The following is a 23,650-nucleotide window of genomic DNA, read 5'->3' as shown; positions in this document are numbered from 1 at the left end:
TTTATCCTCCTATATCAGGAATTGTTAATCTTTCAAACGGATTTTCATTAAATATAAGATACTTATTTTCTCTATTAAATTTATCTATAAACTCTGGAAAATATGTCATATTGTATATTATATATTTTAAAGGTATTCCGCTATTATTTAATATTTTTGCATCTCTAAACCAATCTGGTATTTCTACTGGTGCATCCGAAGAAAAAAACATTGGAATTTTTTCATCAAATAACTTCTTGAATCTATATGTTAGTTTACTTCTTTTTCCTAACCTATTTTTTAATATTTTTTTATCAGATTCAATAAATTGTGGTTGCATATCTAATATCAAATTATATTTTTTAATTTTTTCTATTTGATCGTCATGTAAAATTGATGCATGAATAATTCTATGATAATACTCTGGTTTTGTTTTTTCAAATACATTCAAAATTACATCTATAGCTCCATCACCTATTGCATGCATACATAAATGAAGATTATTATTTTCACAAAATTCTAATACTTTTTTTAATTCATCTTCTTTCCAAACTAAATATCCTTTATCCTTACCATCATTATATTTTTCTCTTAAATATGCAGTTCTTCCTCCAAAAGATCCATCAACGTATATTTTTACTGCTTTAAAAGTATTAAAATATCCTTTTTCATAATAATCGATTAATTCATTATAATTATTAATAGCAACCTTCTCAAAAACCTTTAATTCATCATCAAAAGGTAAATCTTCTTTGCTTATACCATGTAAATCGTCAGAATGAATAAATCCATACCCTTTATTTAATAGATATTCTTTTGCTTTTAAATATGCTCTTTTTACATCAGAATAAAAACCATATATTTCATGAAATTTTTCCAGGGCTTTTTCTTTAATTATTTTTTTCTTAAAATCTATATACTTATTATCAACTTCTTTTGTAAGCCTTTCTAAAATAACAGAATTTACAATTGCTATATGACCACATCTTCTTATAAGTATTATAGGTGTATTTTTAGAATATATATCTAAATCTATATTTAATTCACTCCAACCTCTTAAAACAACTTTTTCTGGATTATCTTTTAATTTATCTATTATTATTTTCTCTATATCTTCTTTTTTTAAACCCTCAATATCAGGATTTAATAATTTTTCACCAAAACCTAAAATATGCATATGCGTATCTGTTATTAATGGTGTTATATATTTATTCAAGTTATGCTTAGTGTTTTTATATACGAATTTTCCATCTTTTGTTAAATAATACATTTCTTCACCTCTTTTATTATTATTAATATATTATTAATTTAATTATAATCTTTTACACTTTTATTATATCATAATTTGTAATATTTTCTTCTCACTATTTAAAATTTTTTGAAAGAAAATTATTATATTAGAGGAATATTATATAAACTGTTCTTTATATAAAAAATCTTTTATACAAGTGGGGTGATATTATCTTTGAAAAAGACGTTGAAAAATTAGCTAATGTATTTTCAGTATTAGGTTCTCCTATCCGGATCAAAATTTTATCTTTATTATTGGAAAGACCTTATTGTGTAAATCATATATCAAAATCTTTGAATATTTCTCAACCATTAGCTTCTCAACATCTAAAATCATTAAAAGAAAATGGATTTGTAATTTGTGAAAGAGATGCACAAAGAATTAGATATAAAATTTCTTCTGAAGAATTTAAAGAATTTCTCAACAAATTAATTTCTGAAATTAAAAAATTAGAGGTGATCAAATGACAACAAATGCCATTCTTGTATTAATAATTGTTGCAGCTGCCTATTTATATATTATTTTTGGAAAGAAAAACAAACCAGTTGTAGTTTTTAGTCTTGCATTATTAATCTCAGCACTAAGATTGGTTGAAGGCTTGGATACAGAAAATTTTAGTCATGTTGTCGATGTTGATACACTTGGGCTTTTAACTGGTATGATGATGATAGTTGCTTTTTTAAGCAAATCTGGTTTTTTTGAATTTTTTTCAATAAAAATAATAAAGCTTGGTGGAAAGAGGTTTTTTCTAACAGTAACAATGTTAATGATTATAGTTGCTTTAACATCAGCTTTTTTAGATAATGTTGTTACTATTTTAGTTATGGCACCAATGATTTTTTTAATAGCAGATATGCTTGAAATAAGTCCTATTCCTTTAATAATGCTTACAATATTAATGGATAATATTGGAGGTGCTGCTACATTAATTGGTAGTCCATTAAACCTTGTTATAGGTTCTATTAGCGGATATTCTTTTAATGATTTTATAGTAAAAATGGGACCGGTATCTATATTAGCATTTATAGGTGTATTGATATATTTCAAAAAACATCTAAAAATTAATGAAAAAGCTTTGTTAAACATCGAAAAATTGAAAAAAATGGATGAAAATAAAGCTATAACTGATAAAAAAATGATGATATACTCTTTAATAGATTTTGTTATAGTTATCGTTTTATTTATTCTACATTCTACACTTCATGTAGAATTAGCGGTAATTGCTCTATTAGGAGGTTCTATTCTTGTATTTAAATTTGCTCATGGATATGAAGATATCGCTAAAGATATCGATTGGGATATGTTGTTTTTCTTTGCTGGGTTATATATGACATCTTATGCTTTAGAAGAAGTTGGATTTACTGAAAAAATAGCCCACATGTTTATGCCTTTAGAAGGAACCCCACTTCTACTTATAGGTGTGTTTTATTTAATAGCTATTATTACAATTCCAATTTTAAATAACGTACCTTCTGCATTAATTTTAGCACCTGTAATTAAAATACTGGTTGGACAGGGAATGACTCCTGTATTATGGTGGGCTTTTGCTATAGGAGCTAATTTCGCTACAAGTTTAACTCCATTGGGAGCAGTTCAAAATATTGTAGCTGTAAATTATCTTGAAAAAAATCTGGGAAGAAAATTTGGGTTTATGGAATATATGAGATGGAAAATAGTTCCTGTATTAATATCTTTAATTATTGGTTTATTATATGTCGGATACTTATTATATGTATAAAAACAGCTCAGACTGAGCTGTTTTTATATTTTAAATCCTATATCATTCTTTTTAATGTTTTTCGCTTTTCCCATATTAAATGTTCCACCTAATGCTAATACTGTTGCTAACTCTACAGGTAATCCTACTTTTATAATTTTTTCAACAGTGATTTTTACATCATATTTTACCTTAACAAACTCATAATTATATACACCTTTTTCAATATTTAATATTAAATATGTTGCTAATGGTTCCCTATCTTTTGTTCTACCGACACTCCCGGGGTTTAGTACAGTTTTTCCATGTAAATGTTTTGCCATCATTAAATGTGTATGTCCATTAATTATTATATCTGCATTTACATTATCTGTTAATTCCTTTAATCTTTCCGGTGTTATATTAGGCTTTACATATTCTAATAAATGATTTAATGGACTACCATGTACCAATAATATTTTTACTCCCTCAATTTCAATTTCTTTTTTCATCGGCAATGATTTTAAGAATTCTTTATTTTCTTTACTTGTGTTTTTTATTGTCCAATTTATTGATTCATCTCCAACTTCTGTTTCTCTTCCTGGATTATATGCACAGCCACAACTTTCTTTTTCATATCCAATAGCATCGTCATAATTTCCCATAATACTTTCAATATTCATTTTTCTTATAATTTCAACTACTTCATTAGGATTCGGTCCATAACCCACTAAATCTCCTAAACAATAAATTTTTTCAACATTTCTTTTTTTAATATCATCTAATACAGCATTTAATGCCTCTAAATTACTATGAATATCAGAAATAAAAGCTATTTTCATTCTATCACTCCCATACAAATTTATTTCTTGTTTTATTGGCGATATTTACCAATGTAAGCATTACAGGTACTTCTACTAAAACTCCAACAACAGTAGCTAAAACAGCTCCAGATTCCAAACCAAATAATGATATAGCTACTGCTACAGCTAATTCAAAAAAGTTGCTTGCACCAATCATAGATGCTGGAGCAGCTATTCTATGAGGTAATTTCCATTTATATGCCCAAAAATATCCAATTGAAAAAATGAAAAATGTTTGTATTATTAATGGTACAGCAATTAATAATATATGCAAATAATTATTTAAAATAACTTCCCCCTGGAATGAAAACAAAATTATTAAAGTCAATAATAATCCTATAGTTGATACTACAGAAAATTCTTTCAAAAATACATTATTAAACCATTCAATACCTTTTTTATTTATAATATATCTTCTAGTAATTATTGCAGCAATTAAAGGGAATAATACGAATATTATAACAGAAAATAATAATGTGTCAAATGGAACATCTACATTTCCAACTTTTAATAGAAATGAGACTATTGGAGCAAATGCAAATAGAATCACTAAATCATTTATAGCAACCTGAACAAGAGTATATGCAGGATCACCATCACTTAAATAACTCCAAACAAATACCATTGCAGTGCAAGGAGCTGCTCCTAATAATACTGCTCCTGCAATATATTCGCTAGCAAGTTCTGGGTTTATAAATGCAGCAAATATATATTTAAAAAATATCCATGCAAAAAAATACATAGTAAATGGTTTTATAATCCAATTTACTGTTAAAGTAACAATTAATCCTTTTGGATTTTTCCCAACATATTTTAAACTGGAAAAATCAATTTTCAGCATCATAGGAAAAATCATTAACCATATTAATATTGCTACAGGTATCGAAACATTAGCATATTCCCATTTACTTAATGTTTGAGGAAACGCAGGTATAATTTTGCCTATTAAAACTCCTAAAACGATACAAACTGCAACCCATAAACTTAGGTATTTTTCAAATACGTTCATTTTTTTCTCCATATTATACCTCCCTTGAATTCAAATTTATTTGGCATCTTCCAGGTGAATTTTTATATTCTCTTAATTTTATTAAATCAGATTTGAATGGTTCTAATTCCTGTATTTCTTTCATTATTTCAATCATAAAAGGATGTTTATTAAAGACTTCTTCATTTATCTTATAATATGTCCAATATGAACTTTTTCTGCTTGTAGCCAAATCAAGTAACATTATTTTTTTTAAATGCTTTGAAATATTTGGTTGAGATAATCCTAAAACCTCTTCCAAATCACAATTACAATGTTCACCTTGAAAAAGGATGTTTAATATTCTTAACCTTGTTTCATCAGAAAAAAGTTTTATCATTTCAACAAATTTATTCATATTATTACCTCCATATAACTATATGATTATTTGGTTATATAATTATAACAGATAATATAAAAAATAAAGAGTTTTTATATTGCAAAAACATTAAAAAATGATTAAGTTTTAGATATATGGCTAAAATGCTTTATTTATAGGTATTTTAGACTGTATATTTTTTTCTATTTTAGTTGACTTTTATATTTTTTTGGAATATAATATTATTAGATGGTTATATCAGCAGTTGTTCATATGTAGTTATGTATATATCGTTATATGCTGGTATATAAAAGTTTTAAAATTTTATAGGAGGTGTTAGGTATGACATGGAAAGGTTGGACAGTATTAATTTTTGCAGTTTGGTTAATTATCGCAGCATTTATTCCTGGTGTTGTTGGTTCATCAAGTGCTAATTTAACAAATTTCTTAATCGCCGGTATTGTATTTATAGCAGCAGGGTTACCAATGCTTAGAAACGCCAATAAGACAGCTGCATGGATAATATTAATTTCTGGTGTATGGTTACTTATTTCCGCTTTCATTCCTGGAGTTACTGGTTCAAAAGCAGGTGCAATGACAAATGATTTATTATTTGGTATTTTAACTGCAATATTCGCTTTTTTTGATAGAAAATCCTCTCCAGAAGTTTTCTTTGAACAAAATAACAACAAGTAAAGATCTAATAAACCCTGTACTAAAAAGTACAGGGTTTATTAATTTCTATATGGAGGTGAAATATTGAATATTTCATATAATGATAAGAAATTTCATGATATAGCTACTATTTTTTCTATATTTTCTGATGTTACAAGATTGCGTATTCTAACTGTTTTATTATCCGGGGCAAAAAATGTCAAAACAATATGCGATACATTAAATTTAAAACAATCAACATGCTCTCATCAATTAAAAATTTTAAAACAATCCAACATAGTAAAATCAGAACGACGTGGACAACATATTTTTTACTTTATTAATAATAAATATATTAAAAAAATTTTTGATTTTGGTTATTTACTTACCGAAGAATTATAAAAATACCATCCTTCAACAGGATGGTATTTTTATACAAAACTATTTTGAGAATTCTATTTTTCCAATTATTTCTACTGCATCTTTTAAAGTATTATAAGTTGTACTACTTTTTTCAATTTTTGCTTTTACTTCTTCCAGGTCATACTCTTTAAGGTTACCATCTACTTTAATACTGTATTCAATCTTAACTAATTTAGGTATCTCTGGATCTCTATAACCTTTTAATTCCATATCAATATCTGAATATTTTACACCTTCATCTAATAAAAATCTTTGTAGATTTATCATTACACATGATCCTAAAGCTGCTATTACCATCTCTACAGGTGTATGAGCATTTTTATGTTTCCTATCTGGATTTACTGATATTTTGGTTTCTAAATCTCTGGCAATATGCAACGCAACAGACTCTTCAGGTAAAAACTTTGTTTTTAATTTAAATTCTTGTAAAAACTCCATCATTCTTCCTCCCTTATCAAATTTGATTTGTGTTTTTTGCCTTCAAAATAGTGCCATATAATTTTTTCCATATGAATATACAATATAAGTAAAATTATTTGAAAAATAGGTAATACTGCTGCTGGAATTGCTACTAACGGTCCAAATGCCATAGTTGCTAAAGCTACAGCTGTACCATTATTTTTTCCTGTACTCAGAAAAACTATTCCCATATGCTCCTTATAACTTAATCCAGATTTCTTATTAATAAATGTTTCTAATAGCAATGCCAAAATTATATATATCAATGTAATTATTCCTAACTGAACTAAAATCCCCCATTTTGAGAGTAGCATATTACCTTTTAAAAAGAAGATAAAAAAGATCACAAACAACATAGAAAAAGGTGTTATCAATCCGTCAATGGCTTTATATTCTTCAATCCTTTTTTCCCTTTAAATTTTATTATAAATATTCTTGTTATATAACCAAGAATCATAGGTAATATGACTACAATTAAAATCGATTTTAAAATTGAATTCATAGGCACATGAATATTGCTTCCTTTTGCAATAAAATGAAGATACATTGGATATATCATAAAAAATACAAATAATACTATTAAGTTAGAATATATGCCTTTGTGCAAAGATGCATATGACGAAAACTTTATTCCAAGTAGCCATCCTGTAGTTATTGCTAATAATGAATATAACACCAAAAATCTCTTTATATTAGATGCTAGTTTTTTAATAATTTCCATTTTTTCACCTCCGCTGAATATATTATGTTTTTATTTTTGCTTTTTGGTTAAATATGCAAGCTGATTTTATAAAATATAGTGACATTTCTGTCACTATATCAAATAAATATTTTTATTATCATCCACACAGCAGCAAACAAAATGACATATACAAATATTTTCTTAAGGTTTTCTGTTTTTACCTTTGTTGAAAAATGGGAACCAATCAATGATCCCAACGCTGCAAATGTTGCCATAGTTATATTAAACTTCCAATCAATTCCTACACTCAAACCTCTTCCAATAAATCCCGTTGTTGCAGAAAACAAAACCATCATGGAATTAGTAGCAAAAGCTAAACGCATAGGCATATTACCAATTATAATAAGTAATGGAACAATTAATCCACCACCTGAAATTCCAACCATTCCAGCTATAAATCCGATAACAAAAACTGTTGGAATTACAATAATAAGGGGAATATCATATTCGTGGTCGCAACATTTTCTTCTTAACACAGGTCCAAATTTTATATTTAAATTTCTTTTTTTTCTTGAAATAAAAAATGCTGATAATAATAGTAGTGTTGAAAATATAATTTTTAATAGCACTACACTAATTTTTGCAGAAATAAATCCTCCTAAAAAAGAACCACTTGCAACAGATAAAATCATTATTGTACCTGTATACCAATCTATTAACGCCTTTTTATGATATACCAACATCATTATTAAACCAGATACCATTAAAATAAACAAAGAAGCTGATGCCGCTTGTTGATAGGATATACCATATGCTAAAAAAATTGGTACAAAAAATTCTCCACCACCTTTTCCAAGCATGGATAAAACAATAGTTATAAAAAATAAAACAATTCCAAGCGCTATCATTACTTCATCTCCTATTCATTGATATGTTCTTCACCAACTTCAATTAAATCTTTAATATGAGAATCGTCTAATGAGTAACGAATAAATTTACCTTCTCTTTTTGCTTTTACTACTTTATATTGTCTTAAAATCTTCAATTGATGCGAACATGTAGATTGATTTAAACCAACTATTTGACAAATTTTTTTGACACATTTTTCACCATCTAATAATGCGTGTAAAATTTTTAATCTTGTGGGATCTGCAAATATAGAAAAAAACTCTGCCATATCATAATAATAATCATGATCATGCTTTAATTCCGTCATTTCTGCTTTTTTAGACATAATTACACCTCCAATATAACCAATTCACATATGAAAAGTTGTTTATATGTACATAATGATATTATATATTAAATCTTTAATTTTGTCAACAAAAAATCTCCCAAAAGGGAGACTTAGGATTTATTAAAGTTTGATTCAGTTTCTTCATCATCTAATGGTTTATCACAATTAATAAGCGGAGCTATTTTTTCAAAAGATTTTTTCACAACATTATTTTTTGCTACCAGCTTTTTCATTTCTGAAACATCAGGAAAAGATATCGCACTTGTAGGACAAAGATTCGCACAGGTTTGACATCCAACCATACAATTATATGGTTGAGCTACTACAGGTTTTGATAGTTTATCATCCCAATCAAATACTCTTCTTCCACAAGTTACAAAACACAATCCACAACCTGCACACTTATCATGATCAATAGTTGGATACCAATTTATTTCTTTTCTATTCATTCCCCACCAGGATATCTTTGTTAAATCTTTCACTTCTCTACCTAAAGCGTCTTTGCCAATTGTCGGCATATTATTTGGTGTTGACATACTTTCACCTCCAATAATGAAATTTTTCTCAATTAAATACTAAAACTTTAATGTTTATTTTAAATTTTATATGTTATACAATTTGGTTAAATATACAAATGATAATTAAAAATAATGGTGCTATAAAATATAGCGCCATTATGATTATTATTTTTTTCTAAATATAAAAATAGTTAAATTAACAAAGGTAATTAACCATATAACTGTTAATAAGAAATACATTCCCAATCCTATATAATCGATAAGCTTTATTTTGAAAAACATGGAAATATTGTGAGTTGATGCAACATATGCTCCAAGAGGGGATATAATTGTAAACCATGATGGAGCAAAACCTTTAATTCTTTCTTCCATAATCTACCTCCTTTTTGCATTTTTATACAAAAATCATTGTAATATTTTTAGTTTTAAATTTCTTACTTTGTTATATTTTTTATATTATCAAAGCTACTAATTTCCTAATATAAAAAAATTATATCTGATTTTTCACTTACTAATAACAGTTTAAAATTTTTATCTTTTTGTGTTTTACCAAATCTTAATTTATTTGAAAATAATATTTAATTTTTTCTTTTATAATGTGGTTATAAGTGAAAATAATCACTATAAGAATCAAAAAAAATTAACTATAGTGAATAAAATCACAATTATTAAGGAGGGATTATTATGAGTAAATATGAAGTTACTAAGAGTATTGATGTAAGGGGTGAAGTTTGTCCAGTTCCAGACGTTGAAGCTAAAAGAGTTGTTAAAAAAATGAAACCTGGTGAAATTTTAGAGGTATGGATTGACTATCCAATGTCAAAGGAAAGAATTCCAGAAGGTATGAAAAAAATGGGCCATGAAGTTATTATATTTTTATTCTGTGATGCTGCAATCGCTTCAAATAATCAAATCAAACCCGTGAGATCTGATAGAAAAATTCCAGACCTTTTAAAAGAAGTTATTGATAGAGGCGGAAAAGTAGAAATATGTGGTATATGTATGGATTACAGAGGAATCACTACTGATATGATAGTTGAGGGATCTAATCCAAGTGGATTACCAGAACTCGCTGCATTAATATATGAAAGCGATAGATTCATTAGTTTAATGGCGTGAGGTGATATAAAATGGGAAAAAAAGTTTTATTTGTTGTTTATCAATCTCCAGTAGGTTCAATTTGGGTAAATGAAGGTTTTAGAACTACATTTGGAATGTATGGAGAAGATATTGAACCAGCTGTTTTATTAATGGAAGGTGCTTCTGTAGCTTTATCAAAAAACACTTCTCCTGAATCACTTGGATTATTGCCAATAAGAATTGTTCAAAGATTTATAAAACGTTACGAAACACCTGTATATGGTATAAAAGAAGATATTGAAAAATACAGAGTTAAAAACATTGACAAAAATTTCAATGCTGAAATTATTAACAAAGACTCATTAACTGATTTTTCCCATCAATTTGATTATGTTATTTTCATGTGAGGTGAAACATGGCTTTAATATTAGTAAAATTTGGTATAGATCATCCTATTGAAAAACTAAAAATAAAAAGTGCAAAAAAAGATGATTCTATTGTATTTATACAAGACGGTATTTATTGGAATTTTGAAAACTTATCTGAATTAACAGAAGGAAAAACTTATTTAGTAAAAGATGATTTTTTAGCAAGAGGATATACAGAAGAAGATGCTAATACTAACTTAATTGATTATCATGAATTCATTGATTTAGTTGAAAAAGAACCTAAATTTATTGGTTAAAGGATATAGAAGGGGAGATTTCTCCCCTTCTTTTTAATCATTTAACTTTTTTGTAAAATAAAATTTCTGTCTAAACGATAAAATACTTGCGACAATAACGCAAAGGGGTGGATTAAATGTATGATGTAATTGTAATTGGTGGTGGTCCTGGCGGATATGTTTCTGCAATTAGATTGGCTCAATTAGGGAAAAAAGTTGCTATCATAGAAAAAGAAAATTTAGGTGGCACCTGTACAAATAAGGGTTGTATCCCAACAAAAGCTCTTTTAACTGCTGCACATTTATATACGGATATTATTTCCAAATCAAAGAAATTTGGTATTAAAGTTGATAGTATTTCTTATGAACTTTCTGGAATTATGAAACATATGAATAAATCAATTACAATGTCGCGTAAAGGTATTGAATATTTAATGAAGAAAAACAATATAGAAGTATTTAAAGGAACTGGAGAAATAATAGATAAAAATCACATAAAAGTGAATGATGAAATCATTGAAAGCGAATATTTGATTTTAGCCCATGGTTCTGTTCCTTCAATGTTCCCACCTTTTAATCAAGTAGAAGGTATATGGACAAGTGATGATGTATTTAAAATGACAGAATTACCAGATAGCATTGTTATTATTGGTGGTGGAGTTATAGGAGTTGAATTTGCGACATTCTTTGCTTCATTAGGCAAAAAAGTTCATATTGTAGAATTAGCTGAGCATATTCTACCTTTTGAAGACGAAGATGTTGCTCAAGAAGTGAAAAAATCATTAATTAAAAAAGGCGTTAAAGTATATGAGAAAACAAAAGTAAAAGATGTTAAAAAGGATGAAAATTATATTGTAATAGCAGAATCTGAAAATGGAGAAATAGAATTAACTGCTGACAGAGTATTATTAGCTGTTGGAAGAAGGCCAAATATCCCGGAAGATGTTAAAAAATTAGGTGTAACAATTGAAAGAGGAGTCGTTACTGACAATACTATGAAAACAAATATTGATAATATATATGCTATAGGGGATATTAGAGCAAAAATTATGTTAGCCCATGTAGCAATGTTTGAAGGTATTGTTGCTGCACATAATATTGCTGGAGAAAAAATGGAAATGGATTATTCAGCAGTTCCATCTATTATTTTCTCTTCTCCAGAAGTTGCTTCGACAGGATTAAAAGAAAAAGATTTAGATCCAGATAAGATAATAATAGGAAAATTCCCTGTTTCAGCTAATGGAAGAGCTAGAACAATGGAAGAAAGAGATGGATTTGCTAAGGTTATAGCGGATAAAGAAACAAAAAAAGTGTTAGGATTTGCTGTTGTTTCACCTTCTGCTACGGATATGATTATGGAAGGTGTTTTAGCTGTTAAACACGGATTAACCGTTGAAGAAGTTTCAAATTCTATACATCCACATCCTACTTTAACAGAAACAATTCTTGGAGCTTTTGAAGATGCTGAAGGAATGGCATTACATATATAAATATAAAAATTTAAATGATTAAAAAAGGAGGAATAATATGAAAAAATTTGCTAAAACTCATGAATGGGTATTATTAGAAGATAATATTGCTTATATTGGTATTTCAGAACATGCTGCTGAGGAATTAGGAGATGTAACATTTGTTGAATTGCCCGAAGTAGGAAAAGAAATAAAAAAAGGTGATGTATTATGTACATTGGAATCTGTAAAGTCAGCAAGTGATGTATATGCACCAATAAGCGGAAAAATTGTAGAAGTTAATTCCACATTAGATAGCAACCCAGAAATAATAAACGATTCACCTGAAAAAGACGGCTGGATTGTAAAGATAGAAGTTTCTAATAAAGAAGAACTCGATGAATTATTATCAGAAGAAGAATATAAAAAATCATTATAATTTTTAAATTCAGGAGAGGCTTAAGCTCTCCTGATTTTTTTGGCTCTTTTTATGTATAATTTTGTTTCACCAGGGATTTCGTTTATTTTCCCTAATAATATATGCCCTTCTTTTGCTATTGAAATAGGAATTCTTTCAGCCGAAAGTGGATAATCCACTATTACTAAAAGCACCTGCTCTTTTTTCATGTTTTTTAATACTTTCCTTGTTTGTATATCAGGAACAGGACAAATTTCACCTCTCATATCAAGAATCATATCTGGTTCAATATTTAAAGAGTTTTGATCTAATAAACATCTTCCCATATGTGTACAATCTATAACTTTATTTCCTTTTATTTCAGAAATAAATTCTATCGCATTTTCTATTATATGAAATATTTTAGTTGAAGAAAAATCAAAATATTCTATACCATTTTTTCTTTCAGATTTTAAAATTCCTATTTTTTTCATATGAAGCAAATGTCTATATATAGTAGAAATATCATGATTTAATTTTTCAGCAATTTCAGAAGCTGTTAAATAATTATCAAATATCGAAATTAATATTTCCATTCTTATTTGATTAGCTAATGCTTTAAATAAATCTTGTAATGTGAGGTTTTTTTTCATATTTTCTCCTTCTTTTTATAATTTTTCTGCCTGTTTTATTAATTCCATTACTTTTCTTGAAGATATAGAAAGAATTTTTGAAGTACCTTGCCTTTCTTCTACTATTATTCCAACTTTTTTTAACATACTAATATGTCTTGAAAGAGTACTTACATCAAGCGGAAATTCTTTTTGCAACTCACATAAACAAATATTTTTATTTTTAGCTATTTTTTTCACTATTTCAACTCTCCATTTACAACCTAAGGCTTTAAAAATTTTATATGCCTCCATTTTACTACCTCCAATTATTTTTTATATATTATACCATTTTTTTATAAAAAGATTTAAATATGAAGATTTCAATATACCTAATATTCTTCATATGTTTAAATGCAAATTTGTAAAAATTAGAAACTGTTAAATTCTATTGTTTTTTGCTATTAAATACGTTTAATCATTTCTTAACAGTTTTAATCACAAAAAATACTCATTTTTTTAGTAGATTCTTAAAAATCAAAGGAGTATAATGATTATTAGGAGGTGGTAAAATGGACTTATCCCCTAATGAAATATTAAATAAAATAGTAAGTGCTGAAATTGAAACGAATAAAAAATTAAAAAAAGCAGAAGACGATCTAAAAAAAGAACTAAAAGAAAAAATATTACTTTTGGAAAAGAAAAAAGAAGAAGATATTAAGCGAATAGATGAAGAATGTAAAAATATTATACAAAATGCACAAAATACAGCTAAAAAAATTATGGAAGAATCCGAAAAAGATATTAAGTCTTTAAGAAAAAAGTTTAATGTTTTTGATGAAAAAATAGATGGCATTGCTTCTTCTGTCGTTGAAAAAATAATTTCATAATTGGGGATGATTAAATTGAAATTTCCAGCATTAATGGCTAAAATAAAAGTTTTAAATTCTAAAATACTTAATGATAACGATTTTCAAAATTTAATAAATACCGATACCGTAACTGAAATTGCAGAATATTTAAAAAATAATACACATTATAAAAAATTATTTGAAGGATTCGATATTGAAAAACTTCATAGAAGAGATATAGAAATATTATTGAGAAAAGCTATGCTAGAGGATATGTATAATATATATTTCTTCCTTCCAATAGAAGGACAAAAATTTTTTAGATTAATGGAAAAAAGATTTGAAATTGAAAATATAAAATTTATTTTAAGATCACTTCATTCAAACCATCCCGAATATATTAAAAAAGAAAAGCTCTTCCCTTTAAATCACAAAACTGTTGATGAAGATACGCTTACCAATATATCCTCTTTTGATGATGCACTCAATATATTTAAAAATACTATTTACGAACCTATTATAAACTCCGTTTATCAAAATTATGCAAAAACAAAGAAAATTCAATATTTATTAAATGCTTTTGATTTTTGGTATTTTACAAAAATGAAATCTATTTTAAGTACGATGCCGTCATTTGGAAAAAATTTAAAAAAATTATATTACATACAAATGGATTTAGCAAATATACAATGGATTTACAGAGCTAAAATTTTATTTAAACTTTCTACTGAAGAAGTATTAAATTTTTTGATGCCTATTTCTTTTAATTTATCTCAAGACGAATTAAAAAGCATGGCTTCTGCTGAAACCACCGATGATTTTATAAATAAAATTTCTATTTGTTCATATGGTCAGTATTTTCACAATATTGATAAAGATATATTCCCATATGTGATAGAGAGAACCTGTGAAAAAATCATTTTAAAAAATGCGAAAACTTTATTAAGTAGAACTCAAAATGGATTTGATGTAATGAGTGGTTACTTATATGTAAGAGAATACGAGTACAAAGATCTGATTACTTTAATTGAAGGAAAAAGATATGAAATACCTGATGAAAAAATTAAAAGTTTCTTGATTTTGGCAGGTGAGAACGATGCATGAGAAATTAAAACCATTTACTATAATTTCAAATAAATACGAATTAGAGGAAATTTCAAAGAAAATATTAGATTCACAAGAAGTTGAAATAATACCACTTGAAAAAATTATAAAACAAGAATTATTGAAAGAATTAAAAATTCAAAAAGAAAATGCTTACAAAGAAATATATGACAATTTTATGAAAATATTTAACTATGCTGAAAAATCTCCTGAACCTAAAACCAAGAAAATAAAATTTCCTTTAATAATCGATAAAGATGAAATATTGAACTTTTCAAATGAATTAAATGAGAAAATGGAGAAAATATTTTTTAAAATTGAAGAATTAAAGGAAGAAAGAAAAAGCCTGGAAACAGAAATAGAATTATTTGAAAAACTCCGTTCCATAAACATAAAAATTGAAAGATTCAGAAAAATGCGAAAATTAAAGTATAAAGTTGGAAAAATTAGCACTATGTATTATGAGAGATTTGTTCAAAGTTTAAATGATAAAAATGCATTATCTATAAATTTTGCAAAAGATGAGAGTTTTGATTGGATAATTATTATTTACGATTCTAATATTGATATTGAAAAAGTTTTATCAGTTGCTAATTTTATGGAATACCATATTTCAGAAAATTATTCAGGAACACCTAAAGAAATATTATGGGAGTTGTATGATAAACATCGTTCATTAAAATACGAAATTGAAATGTTAAACATGTCCTTAAAAAAATTATTTTTCGAAAATAGAAGACATATATATAAATACTTCGATTACATATTTGTTTTAAAAAATATTTATGATTTAACTCATTCAATTAAATTTACAGAAAATTTCTTTTTGATTTCCGGATGGACTACAGAAAAAACATATTTTGATTTATTTAATTATTCAAAATCTAATGATTATATTCTATTCCTTGATTATTCTTTTAATGAAAAAGCACCAACATTATTAAAAAACAATGGATTCTTTAAACATTTTGAATTTGTTGTAAAAATGTTTGGCACACCATCAAGTGATGAAATTGATCCAACTCCTATAATTTCCGTTTTATTCTTACTATTCTATGGAATGATGTTTGGAGATGTCGGCCATGGTTTAATATTAACTTTATTTGGTTTTTGGATATATAAAAAGAAAAAATCAGATCTGTTTTATGTTATAGGTTCAGCTGGAATATTTTCTATGATATTTGGTATATTATACGGAAGTTTTTTCGGTTTTGAAGATATAATTAAACCATTATGGAAGCGACCTATGGATAATATAAATTTCTTTTTAATGTTATCAATTTATTTTGGAATTACAATACTCACACTAGCTATGATTTTAAATATAATAAACAAAATAAAAAATAGAAAAAACAAAGAATTAATTTTCGATCCAAATGGATTCGCGGGTATTTCGTTATATTGGATTTTATTGGGGTCTATATTTTATATGATAAAAAATGGTAATTTTCCTAAAATTAGTTATTTTTTCATTATAGGATTAATTATTGTTATATATCTTAAAAGCATTATATTTGAAGAAGGAAAGATTGGAGAAAAATTAGTGCAAGGATTTTTTGAACTTTTTGAAATTTTATTAGGATATTTAAGCAATACTTTATCTTTTATCAGATTAGGCGCTTTCGCTTTAAATCATGCTGGATTATTCCTTGCATTTTATATGATGTCTCAAATGACACATAATTCTATTTTATCTTTTATTATTTTGTTATTTGGTAATATTTTAATCGTTGTATTAGAAGGCTTAGTTGTTTTCATACAAACTTTAAGGCTTGAATATTATGAATTTTTCACAAGATTTTTTAATGGTAATGGTAGAGAATTTAAACCTATAAAATACAAATTTTAATACAAAATTTTTATGGAGGTGTTAGTTATGGCATACGTTATTTCTCTTTCTATTTTAGTATTTTTAACTGTAGTATTTGGTTTTTATTTTGCAAAAAATCCAGAAAAATCCAGAAAATTTGCAAAAAAGGTATTTGCAGGAAATATAGCTATTTTCATAGCAATTATGGTATTCGCATTAATAAGTTTAAGCCCTTCAACAACTTATGCTGCTTCTGCCAATCCTAATACAACAACTGCAGTAGATACTACTGATAATACCGGATTAGGATTAATTGGTGCTGCATTGGCAACTGGTTTAGCTGCTGTTGGTGCTGGTGTTGGTGTTGGTATGGTTGGTGCTGCTTCCGTTGGCGCTATTAGTGAAAAACCTGAATTATTAGGTAAAACTTTAATCTATGTTGGATTAGCAGAAGGTATTGCAATTTATGGTTTAATAGTTACTATAATGATCCTTGGGAGGATATAACAAATGAAATTCTTTCTTATCAGCGACAATATTGATACTGCCGCCGGACTCAGATTAAGCGGTGTTAATGGAGTCGTTGTACATGAAAGAAATGAAATATTGGAAGCTTTTAATAATGCTTTAAATAATAAGGAATATGGAGTCATTCTTATAACAGAATTAGCTGCTGAAAAAATACCAGAAGAATTAAAAGCGCATAAACTTTCTGGAAAACTTCCTCTAATATTTGTTATACCAGATAGACATGGCTGGCGTGGAGACAAAGATTTTATTACCAAATACGTTGAGGAAGCTATTGGGGTGAGAGTAAATGAATGAAATAGAAAATAAACTTAATAAAATGCTTAAATTATTGGATGATGATTTAAAAGTGGAATATGATTCTTTAAAAAGAAAATATGACGATGAATATAATAAAGTTCTAAAAAATTACGAACAAGAAACAAAAGAAATAAGTAAAAAAAGACTAAAAGAAGCTAAAGAAAAAGCTAATCATATTATTAAATTGGCTAAATCAAAAGCAGGACTTCAATTAAAACAAGAAAAATTAAAATTAAAAAATCAATTATTGATGAAAATTTTATCTATTTTAGAAGAAAAATTGATAAATCTTGAACCTAAAAAGAAAAAATATTTTTATGAAAAACTGTATAACGATGCTATTAAAATTATAAATGAAGATTTTGTAGTGTTATGCAATCCAAAAGATATAGATATTGTAAAATCATTTGTTAGTGAACACAAAATAGAAACTGATGAAAATATCAAGGGCGGAATCATTTTAAAAGGTAAAAATTTAATTATTAGAAATACCATTGACTCATATATTCAGGAAAACAAAAATAAAATATTTGGCTTTGTTTTAGAAGAGGTAGGTGATATTGATGCAAATTAAAGAAATCAATGGTCCTGTTGTCAAAGTAAAGGGTACAAAAGGTTTATTTATGAATGAAATGGTTAAAGTAGGAAATTTTAAGTTAACAGGTGAAGTTATTGGAATAAACGGTGATATTGCTACTGTTCAAGTATATGAAGAAACTTCCATGTTAAAACCTGGAGAACCCGTAGAAGGCACGGGTAAAATGCTTTCTGTAGCTTTAGGACCTGGATTACTCAGCAGTATCTATGATGGTATCCAAAGACCTTTAGATGAATTAATAAAAAAATCAGGTTCTTTTATTGGAAGAGGTATTGATGCTTTTGGGTTAGATGATAAAAAATTATGGGAAGTTACTTTTGTTAAAAAAGTTGGAGATATTGTATCTGGTGGCGATATTATTGCAGAAGTCAGAGAAACTCAAAGTTTAATTCATAAAATAATGGTTCCACCAAATATCAATGGAAAAATTGTTGAACTTAAAGAAAATGGTAGTTACAAGGTTACCGATGTTTTAGCAAAAATCGAAACAAAAGATGGTATTGAAGAAGTTAAAATGTATCAGGAATGGCCTGTTAAAATACCAAGACCTGTTAAAAATAGATTAGAACCAAAAATACCACTAATAACTGGACAAAGAGTAATCGATCTTTTCTTCCCAATAAGTAAAGGTGGAACTGCAGCAATTCCTGGTGGATTTGGAACAGGAAAAACTATTACTCAACACCAATTGGCTAAATGGTCTGATGCCGATGTAATAGTTTATATTGGTTGTGGAGAACGTGGTAATGAAATGACAGAAGTTTTAGAAGAATTCCCTAATTTAAAAGATCCAAAAACAGGCGCTCCATTGATGGATAGAACTGTATTGATTGCAAATACTTCAAATATGCCTGTTTCTGCAAGAGAAGCATCTATATATACAGGTATTACAATAGCTGAATATTTTAGAGATATGGGATATAACGTTGCAATAATGGCTGATTCAACATCAAGATGGGCAGAAGCATTAAGGGAATTATCAGGACGCCTTGAAGAAATGCCTGCTGAAGAAGGTTATCCTTCTTATCTTGCATCAAGAATAGGACAATTTTATGAAAGAGCTGGTCTTTCAGAAAATTTAAATGGTACAAAAGGATCAGTTACTATAATAGGTGCAGTATCACCTCCAGGTGGAGATTTTTCAGAGCCTGTAACTCAAAATACCAAAAGATTTGTAAAATGTTTCTGGGGTTTGGATAAAAACCTTGCTTATTCAAGGCATTACCCATCTATTAATTGGCTTACTAGTTATAGTGAATATACAGAAGACTTAAAAGAATGGTTCTCTGAAAATGTAACTGATGACTGGAATTATTATAGGGATGAAGCTATGAAATTATTAACAGAAGACGACAGATTACAACAAATAATAAAAATCGTTGGTGAAGATGTTTTACCTGATGATCAAAAATTAGTCGTTTTAATTTCAAAAATCATTAAAGTTGGTGTGTTGCAACAAAGTGCTTTTAGCGAAGTTGATTCTTATTGTCCTTTGGAAAAACAATATCATTTAATAAAAATAATAATGGATACTTATACAAAAGCAAAAAAATATGTAGAAAAATCTATAGCTTTAAGTCAAATTTTACCTTCTGAAATTATTTCAAAATTAATGACTATGAAAGAAGAAATAAAAGAAATAAATGAATTTGAAAATATTGAAAATATGCTAAATGAACACTTTGAAAAACTAGAAGGAATATATAGCAAATAATATCTCACCGGAGGTGAGCTCATGGCAATAAGGGAATATAGTGGTGTATCTCAAATTCATGGTCCGCTTATGATAATAGAAAACATTAAAGACATTAAATATGATGAGGTTGTTGAAATAGAATCAGGAAATATCAAAAGAACTGGCAAAGTTATTATGGTCAGCGAGGATGCTGCAGTTATTCAGGTTTTTGAAGGAACTCAAGGTTTATCTTTAATTGATCCAAAAATTAAATTTTTAGGAAAACCATTAGAAATTAATTTATCACCTGATATACTTGGTAGAACATTTGATGGATTAGGAAGACCTATCGATGGAATGGGTGAAATTATAGCAGAAAAAAGTATTGATATTAACGGTTCTGCTATTAATCCCGCAGCAAGAGAATATCCAAGAAACTTTATACAAACAGGAATTTCTGCAATAGATAGTATGCTAACATTAATCAGAGGACAAAAATTACCTATTTTTTCCGGAAACGGATTGCCACATAATAAGTTAGCTGTTCAAATTGCAAAACAAGCAAAATTAAAATCAAATGAAGAATTTGCCGTTGTTTTCGGTGCAATAGGTCTTAAAAAAGATGACGCTAATTTTATTATCAAGAATTTTGAAGAAAGCGGTGCAATCAAAAATATGGTTGTATTCTTAAATTTAGCCAGTGATCCTGTTGTAGAAAGAATTGCAACTCCAAGAATGGCTTTAACAGTTGCAGAATATCTCGCATTTGAATTAGGCAAACATGTGCTCGTTATTTTAAACGATATGACAAACTATTGTGAAGCATTAAGGGAATTATCAAACTATAGAGGCGAAATCCCTGGAAGAAAAGGATTTCCAGGTTATTTATACTCTGATCTTGCTTCTATTTATGAAAGAGCTGGAATGATAAGAGGAAAAGAAGGTTCAGTTACACAAATACCAATTTTAACAATGCCAAATGATGATATAACACACCCTATACCTGATCTAACAGGATTTATTACAGAAGGACAAATTGTATTATCTCGTGAATTACACAGAAAAAATATTTATCCACCAATCAATGTTTTACCTTCTCTTTCAAGATTAATGAAAGATGGTATAGGTAAAGGTTATACAAGAGATGATCATCCTGATGTATCCTCTCAATTATTTGCATCATATTCAAGAGTTTTCGAAATAAGATCTTTAGCTGCAATCATTGGTGAAGATGATTTATCTGAAACAGATAAATTATACTTGAAATTTGGAAAAGAATTTGAAGAAAAGTTTATTAATCAGGGGTTTGATGAAGAAAGACCTCTTGAAGAAACACTTAATTTAGCTTGGGAAATACTTTCTATACTTCCAAAAACAGAATTAACCAGAGTAAAGAAAGAATATATAGAAAAGTATTACAATGAAGTTTAACCTTTCTACCAATAGATTGAAGGTGAAAATATGATTTTTAATCAAACCATTCCTACAAAAGGTAATTTAATAAATTTAAAACAACAGTTTAGTCTTGCCAAACAAGGACATGATTTATTAGAAAAGAAAAGAAATATCATAATGAAAGAATTAGTCGATTTAATAGATCAAGCTAAAGAAATTCAGGAAAGAATTTTAAAAATTTTTGAAAAAGCATATGAATCTTTACAATTAGCAAATTTAGATTTAGGTATAGAAAATGTAGAAGAATATGCTAATGGCGTGCCTGAATATGATAATTTAAAAATCAGGTTTAGAAGCATTATGGGAGTAGAAGTACCAGAAATATATAGAGAAAAGCAACAAATAGATATACCTTATGAAATATACAGAACGGATGCTGCTCTTGATCAGGCATATATTTCTTTTAAAACTGTTTTAGAACTAATAACCGAAGCTTCTATGATAGAAAACAAAGTATATAAGCTTGCATATGAAGTTAAGAAAACAAAAAAGAGAGTGTCTGCTCTTGAAAATGTTGTAATTCCAAACTTAAAAGAATCCATAAAATTTATTCAAGATACCTTAGAAGAATTTGAAAGAGAAGAATTCTTTAAATTAAAAATGTTGAAAAAATAAATTACCCCTTGACAAAAACTATTTTTTGTGGTATAATATTAATTGATAATCATTTTTAACGGCCTGAAATTTTCAGGTCGTTTTTTTATTTTTAATAAATTTTACTTAAAACTACTTATAATTTTATTCATTAAATTATGTTATAATAACATGAGACAAAAGATATCGGAGGGAAAAATATGATAAATGTTGCATTAATTGCACATGATAAGAAAAAGTTAGATTTAGTAATGTTCGTTAAAGAATGGAAACATGTTTTTGAAAAATGTAATCTATATGCTACTAGCTCAACAGGTACTTTAATAGAAGAAAAAGTTGGATTAAAAATTACTAAATTCGCTTCAGGTCCATATGGTGGTGATTTGCAAATTGGAGCATTAATAGCTTCCGGAAATATGGACTTTGTAATATTTTTAAGAGATCCATTAACTGCACAGCCTCATGAACCAGATGTTTCTGCATTAATGAGAGTTTGTGATGTTCATAATATTCCTTTAGCTACTAATTTAGCTACTGCAGAAGGCTTAGTTTTAGAAATCGAAAAAAAATTGTGAGAAGGTGGTTGATATAAAAGATTTAGATAATTACGAAAAATATACTTTAGGTGAAGAAATTGCTAATTCTATTACTCATGGAATCGGAGCTCTATTGAGTTTAGCAGCTTTAATAATTTTAATCGTGTTTTCAGCATTAAAAGGGACTCCTTTACAAACCTTTAGCGTAACTGTATATGGTATTAGTTTATTTTTACTATATTTAGCTTCAACATTATACCATAGTATTCAACACAAAAAAGCAAAACAAATTTTGGAAATTATAGACCATTCTTCTATATATTTATTAATTGCAGGAACATATACACCTTTTACCCTTGTAACTTTAAATGGAAAAATTGGTTGGACTATTTTTATTACTGTATGGACACTTGCTTTTATCGGTATAGCATTAAAACCTTTTTTTGTTAAAAAGTTTAGAATATTATCGACACTTCTATACATTGCAATGGGATGGATGATTGTATTTGCTATTAAACCTTTAGTGTCCACTTTACCTTTTGGTGGAATTGCATGGCTGGTTACAGGTGGATTATTATATACTATTGGTGCAATATTTTATGTCTGGAGAAAGTTGCCATATGGCCATATGATATGGCATTTATTTGTTTTAGGTGGTAGTATATCTCATTTTATAGCGGTATTTTTTTACGTACTTAATCAATAATAAACAAGCCACAGTTTAAAAACTGTGGCTTGTTTTAATAAATTTTTCTTAAACTTTTTATTATTATACTTCAAAGTAATCATATATCATCTAATTATTTTTTGTTTTGCTATATATCTAAATAATTAAAATTTGTTTTTATTTC

Annotated in this window: 33 protein-coding genes; 20 read left to right on the top strand and 13 right to left on the bottom strand. The window is 27.3% G+C overall.

The genetic code is table 11. From position 1 onward, the window contains the following. Nucleotide 1: 1 nt before the first annotated feature. Entirely contained in the window at nt 2–1,249 is a 1,248-nt protein-coding gene (locus tag JRV97_RS08165) for an amidohydrolase family protein (RefSeq protein WP_280997907.1), read from the bottom strand. A gap of 158 nt (nt 1,250–1,407) precedes the next feature. Between JRV97_RS08165 and JRV97_RS08160 the strand changes: the two genes are divergently transcribed. Both JRV97_RS08160 and JRV97_RS08155 read left to right on the top strand, forming a co-directional pair. Further along, nucleotides 1,408–1,737: an ArsR/SmtB family transcription factor gene (locus JRV97_RS08160; RefSeq protein WP_320415412.1), complete on the top strand. Its 330-nt coding sequence runs from the start codon at nt 1,408–1,410 to the stop codon at nt 1,735–1,737. Further along, nucleotides 1,734–3,008, top strand: a complete 1,275-nt coding sequence (locus tag JRV97_RS08155; protein ID WP_280997905.1) for an ArsB/NhaD family transporter — start codon at nt 1,734–1,736, stop codon at nt 3,006–3,008. Before JRV97_RS08160 ends, JRV97_RS08155 begins: the two co-directional genes overlap by 4 nt. Before the next feature lie 23 nt (nt 3,009–3,031). Here JRV97_RS08155 and JRV97_RS08150 read toward each other — a convergent pair whose 3' ends face one another. Genes JRV97_RS08150 through JRV97_RS08140 form a run of 3 tightly spaced genes read right to left on the bottom strand, consistent with a single transcriptional unit; the run spans nt 3,032 to nt 5,214 of the window. Continuing rightward, complete coding sequence (locus tag JRV97_RS08150) at nt 3,032–3,808, bottom strand: metallophosphoesterase family protein (protein WP_280997904.1); 777 nt, start codon at nt 3,806–3,808, stop codon at nt 3,032–3,034. Nucleotides 3,809–3,812: 4 nt separating this feature from the next. Beyond that, nucleotides 3,813–4,850 (bottom strand): ACR3 family arsenite efflux transporter, encoded by a 1,038-nt coding sequence (arsB, locus tag JRV97_RS08145; RefSeq protein WP_280997903.1) that lies wholly within the window; start codon nt 4,848–4,850, stop codon nt 3,813–3,815. Between the two features lies 1 nt (nt 4,851). After that, complete coding sequence (locus JRV97_RS08140) at nt 4,852–5,214, bottom strand: ArsR/SmtB family transcription factor (RefSeq protein ID WP_280997902.1); 363 nt, start codon at nt 5,212–5,214, stop codon at nt 4,852–4,854. A 303-nt stretch (nt 5,215–5,517) separates the two neighbouring features. On the opposite strand from JRV97_RS08140, the gene JRV97_RS08135 reads away from it, so the two are divergent. Together JRV97_RS08135 and JRV97_RS08130 are read left to right on the top strand one after the other, a co-directional pair. Continuing rightward, nucleotides 5,518–5,871: an SPW repeat domain-containing protein gene (locus tag JRV97_RS08135; RefSeq protein WP_280997901.1), complete on the top strand. Its 354-nt coding sequence runs from the start codon at nt 5,518–5,520 to the stop codon at nt 5,869–5,871. Between the two features lie 63 nt (nt 5,872–5,934). Beyond that, entirely contained in the window at nt 5,935–6,231 is a 297-nt protein-coding gene (locus JRV97_RS08130) for an ArsR/SmtB family transcription factor (RefSeq protein WP_280997900.1), read from the top strand. A 39-nt stretch (nt 6,232–6,270) separates the two neighbouring features. Here the strand turns inward: JRV97_RS08130 and JRV97_RS08125 are convergent, their stop codons facing one another. The 7 genes from JRV97_RS08125 to JRV97_RS08095 form a co-directional block, all read right to left on the bottom strand. Continuing rightward, a complete protein-coding gene (locus tag JRV97_RS08125; RefSeq protein WP_280997899.1) occupies nt 6,271–6,690 on the bottom strand; it encodes an OsmC family protein in 420 nt (139 codons plus the stop codon). Continuing rightward, the gene (locus tag JRV97_RS08120; protein ID WP_280997898.1) at nt 6,690–6,977 is read right to left on the bottom strand and encodes a hypothetical protein; all 288 of its coding nucleotides are present in this window, start codon (nt 6,975–6,977) and stop codon (nt 6,690–6,692) included. Before JRV97_RS08120 ends, JRV97_RS08125 begins: the two co-directional genes overlap by 1 nt. Nucleotides 6,978–7,081: 104 nt before the next feature. Further along, nucleotides 7,082–7,432 (bottom strand): hypothetical protein, encoded by a 351-nt coding sequence (locus JRV97_RS08115; RefSeq protein ID WP_280997897.1) that lies wholly within the window; start codon nt 7,430–7,432, stop codon nt 7,082–7,084. A gap of 98 nt (nt 7,433–7,530) precedes the next feature. Next, on the bottom strand, nt 7,531–8,301 hold the full coding sequence (locus JRV97_RS08110) for a sulfite exporter TauE/SafE family protein (RefSeq protein WP_280997896.1): 771 nt from the start codon (nt 8,299–8,301) through the stop codon (nt 7,531–7,533). Nucleotides 8,302–8,312: 11 nt separating this feature from the next. Continuing rightward, the gene (locus JRV97_RS08105) at nt 8,313–8,627 is read right to left on the bottom strand and encodes an ArsR/SmtB family transcription factor (protein WP_280997895.1); all 315 of its coding nucleotides are present in this window, start codon (nt 8,625–8,627) and stop codon (nt 8,313–8,315) included. Nucleotides 8,628–8,740: 113 nt separating this feature from the next. Further along, nucleotides 8,741–9,166, bottom strand: coding sequence for a 4Fe-4S dicluster domain-containing protein (locus JRV97_RS08100; protein ID WP_280997894.1), 426 nt, complete (start codon nt 9,164–9,166; stop codon nt 8,741–8,743). Between the two features lie 147 nt (nt 9,167–9,313). Further along, a complete protein-coding gene (locus JRV97_RS08095) occupies nt 9,314–9,520 on the bottom strand; it encodes an SLAC1 family transporter (RefSeq protein WP_280997893.1) in 207 nt (68 codons plus the stop codon). A 312-nt stretch (nt 9,521–9,832) separates the two neighbouring features. On the opposite strand from JRV97_RS08095, the gene JRV97_RS08090 reads away from it, so the two are divergent. From JRV97_RS08090 to gcvH, 5 genes are all read left to right on the top strand, one after another. Continuing rightward, nucleotides 9,833–10,267, top strand: coding sequence for a sulfurtransferase TusA family protein (locus JRV97_RS08090; protein ID WP_280997891.1), 435 nt, complete (start codon nt 9,833–9,835; stop codon nt 10,265–10,267). 11 nt (nt 10,268–10,278) lie between these two features. After that, nucleotides 10,279–10,635 carry an intracellular sulfur oxidation protein gene (locus JRV97_RS08085; RefSeq protein ID WP_280997889.1) on the top strand — a complete coding sequence of 119 codons (357 nt, stop codon included), beginning with the start codon at nt 10,279–10,281 and terminating at the stop codon, nt 10,633–10,635. An 8-nt stretch (nt 10,636–10,643) separates the two neighbouring features. Then, on the top strand, nt 10,644–10,913 hold the full coding sequence (gene tusB / locus JRV97_RS08080; RefSeq protein WP_280997887.1) for a sulfurtransferase complex subunit TusB: 270 nt from the start codon (nt 10,644–10,646) through the stop codon (nt 10,911–10,913). A 116-nt stretch (nt 10,914–11,029) separates the two neighbouring features. Next, nucleotides 11,030–12,382 carry a dihydrolipoyl dehydrogenase gene (lpdA, locus tag JRV97_RS08075; protein WP_280997886.1) on the top strand — a complete coding sequence of 451 codons (1,353 nt, stop codon included), beginning with the start codon at nt 11,030–11,032 and terminating at the stop codon, nt 12,380–12,382. 37 nt (nt 12,383–12,419) lie between these two features. Further along, on the top strand, nt 12,420–12,779 hold the full coding sequence (gene gcvH, locus JRV97_RS08070) for a glycine cleavage system protein GcvH (protein ID WP_280997885.1): 360 nt from the start codon (nt 12,420–12,422) through the stop codon (nt 12,777–12,779). 20 nt (nt 12,780–12,799) lie between these two features. Here gcvH and JRV97_RS08065 read toward each other — a convergent pair whose 3' ends face one another. Then, a complete protein-coding gene (locus JRV97_RS08065) occupies nt 12,800–13,390 on the bottom strand; it encodes a sulfurtransferase TusA family protein (protein ID WP_280997884.1) in 591 nt (196 codons plus the stop codon). A gap of 15 nt (nt 13,391–13,405) precedes the next feature. Beyond that, nucleotides 13,406–13,663 (bottom strand): ArsR/SmtB family transcription factor, encoded by a 258-nt coding sequence (locus tag JRV97_RS08060; protein ID WP_280997883.1) that lies wholly within the window; start codon nt 13,661–13,663, stop codon nt 13,406–13,408. 257 nt (nt 13,664–13,920) lie between these two features. Between JRV97_RS08060 and JRV97_RS08055 the strand changes: the two genes are divergently transcribed. From JRV97_RS08055 to trhA, 11 genes are all read left to right on the top strand, one after another. Further along, nucleotides 13,921–14,238, top strand: coding sequence for a hypothetical protein (locus JRV97_RS08055; protein WP_280997882.1), 318 nt, complete (start codon nt 13,921–13,923; stop codon nt 14,236–14,238). A gap of 15 nt (nt 14,239–14,253) precedes the next feature. Continuing rightward, nucleotides 14,254–15,303, top strand: a complete 1,050-nt coding sequence (locus tag JRV97_RS08050) for a V-type ATPase subunit (RefSeq protein WP_280997881.1) — start codon at nt 14,254–14,256, stop codon at nt 15,301–15,303. Further along, on the top strand, nt 15,296–17,152 hold the full coding sequence (locus JRV97_RS08045) for a V-type ATP synthase subunit I (RefSeq protein WP_280997880.1): 1,857 nt from the start codon (nt 15,296–15,298) through the stop codon (nt 17,150–17,152). The genes JRV97_RS08050 and JRV97_RS08045 overlap by 8 nt, the downstream gene beginning before the upstream one ends. A gap of 27 nt (nt 17,153–17,179) precedes the next feature. Continuing rightward, nucleotides 17,180–17,620, top strand: a complete 441-nt coding sequence (locus tag JRV97_RS08040) for an ATP synthase subunit C (RefSeq protein ID WP_280997879.1) — start codon at nt 17,180–17,182, stop codon at nt 17,618–17,620. A 3-nt stretch (nt 17,621–17,623) separates the two neighbouring features. Next, nucleotides 17,624–17,938 carry a V-type ATP synthase subunit F gene (locus JRV97_RS08035; protein WP_280997877.1) on the top strand — a complete coding sequence of 105 codons (315 nt, stop codon included), beginning with the start codon at nt 17,624–17,626 and terminating at the stop codon, nt 17,936–17,938. Further along, a complete protein-coding gene (locus JRV97_RS08030) occupies nt 17,931–18,515 on the top strand; it encodes a V-type ATP synthase subunit E (RefSeq protein ID WP_280997875.1) in 585 nt (194 codons plus the stop codon). The genes JRV97_RS08035 and JRV97_RS08030 overlap by 8 nt, the downstream gene beginning before the upstream one ends. Beyond that, a complete protein-coding gene (locus JRV97_RS08025) occupies nt 18,505–20,253 on the top strand; it encodes a V-type ATP synthase subunit A (RefSeq protein WP_280997874.1) in 1,749 nt (582 codons plus the stop codon). The genes JRV97_RS08030 and JRV97_RS08025 overlap by 11 nt, the downstream gene beginning before the upstream one ends. 21 nt (nt 20,254–20,274) lie before the next feature. Beyond that, on the top strand, nt 20,275–21,645 hold the full coding sequence (locus JRV97_RS08020; protein WP_280997872.1) for a V-type ATP synthase subunit B: 1,371 nt from the start codon (nt 20,275–20,277) through the stop codon (nt 21,643–21,645). Nucleotides 21,646–21,675: 30 nt separating this feature from the next. Further along, entirely contained in the window at nt 21,676–22,284 is a 609-nt protein-coding gene (locus JRV97_RS08015) for a V-type ATP synthase subunit D (protein WP_280997870.1), read from the top strand. Nucleotides 22,285–22,463: 179 nt separating this feature from the next. Beyond that, nucleotides 22,464–22,838, top strand: coding sequence for a methylglyoxal synthase (locus JRV97_RS08010; protein ID WP_280997868.1), 375 nt, complete (start codon nt 22,464–22,466; stop codon nt 22,836–22,838). 13 nt (nt 22,839–22,851) lie between these two features. Then, nucleotides 22,852–23,505 carry a PAQR family membrane homeostasis protein TrhA gene (trhA, locus tag JRV97_RS08005; RefSeq protein WP_407081583.1) on the top strand — a complete coding sequence of 218 codons (654 nt, stop codon included), beginning with the start codon at nt 22,852–22,854 and terminating at the stop codon, nt 23,503–23,505. Nucleotides 23,506–23,650 lie beyond the last annotated feature (145 nt).

Source organism: Marinitoga aeolica (genome assembly GCF_029910535.1).
GTDB classification, from domain to species: domain Bacteria; phylum Thermotogota; class Thermotogae; order Petrotogales; family Petrotogaceae; genus Marinitoga; species Marinitoga aeolica.
The sequence above is the reverse complement of the archived record's forward strand: the minus strand, read 5'-3'. Positions and strand labels throughout refer to the sequence as shown.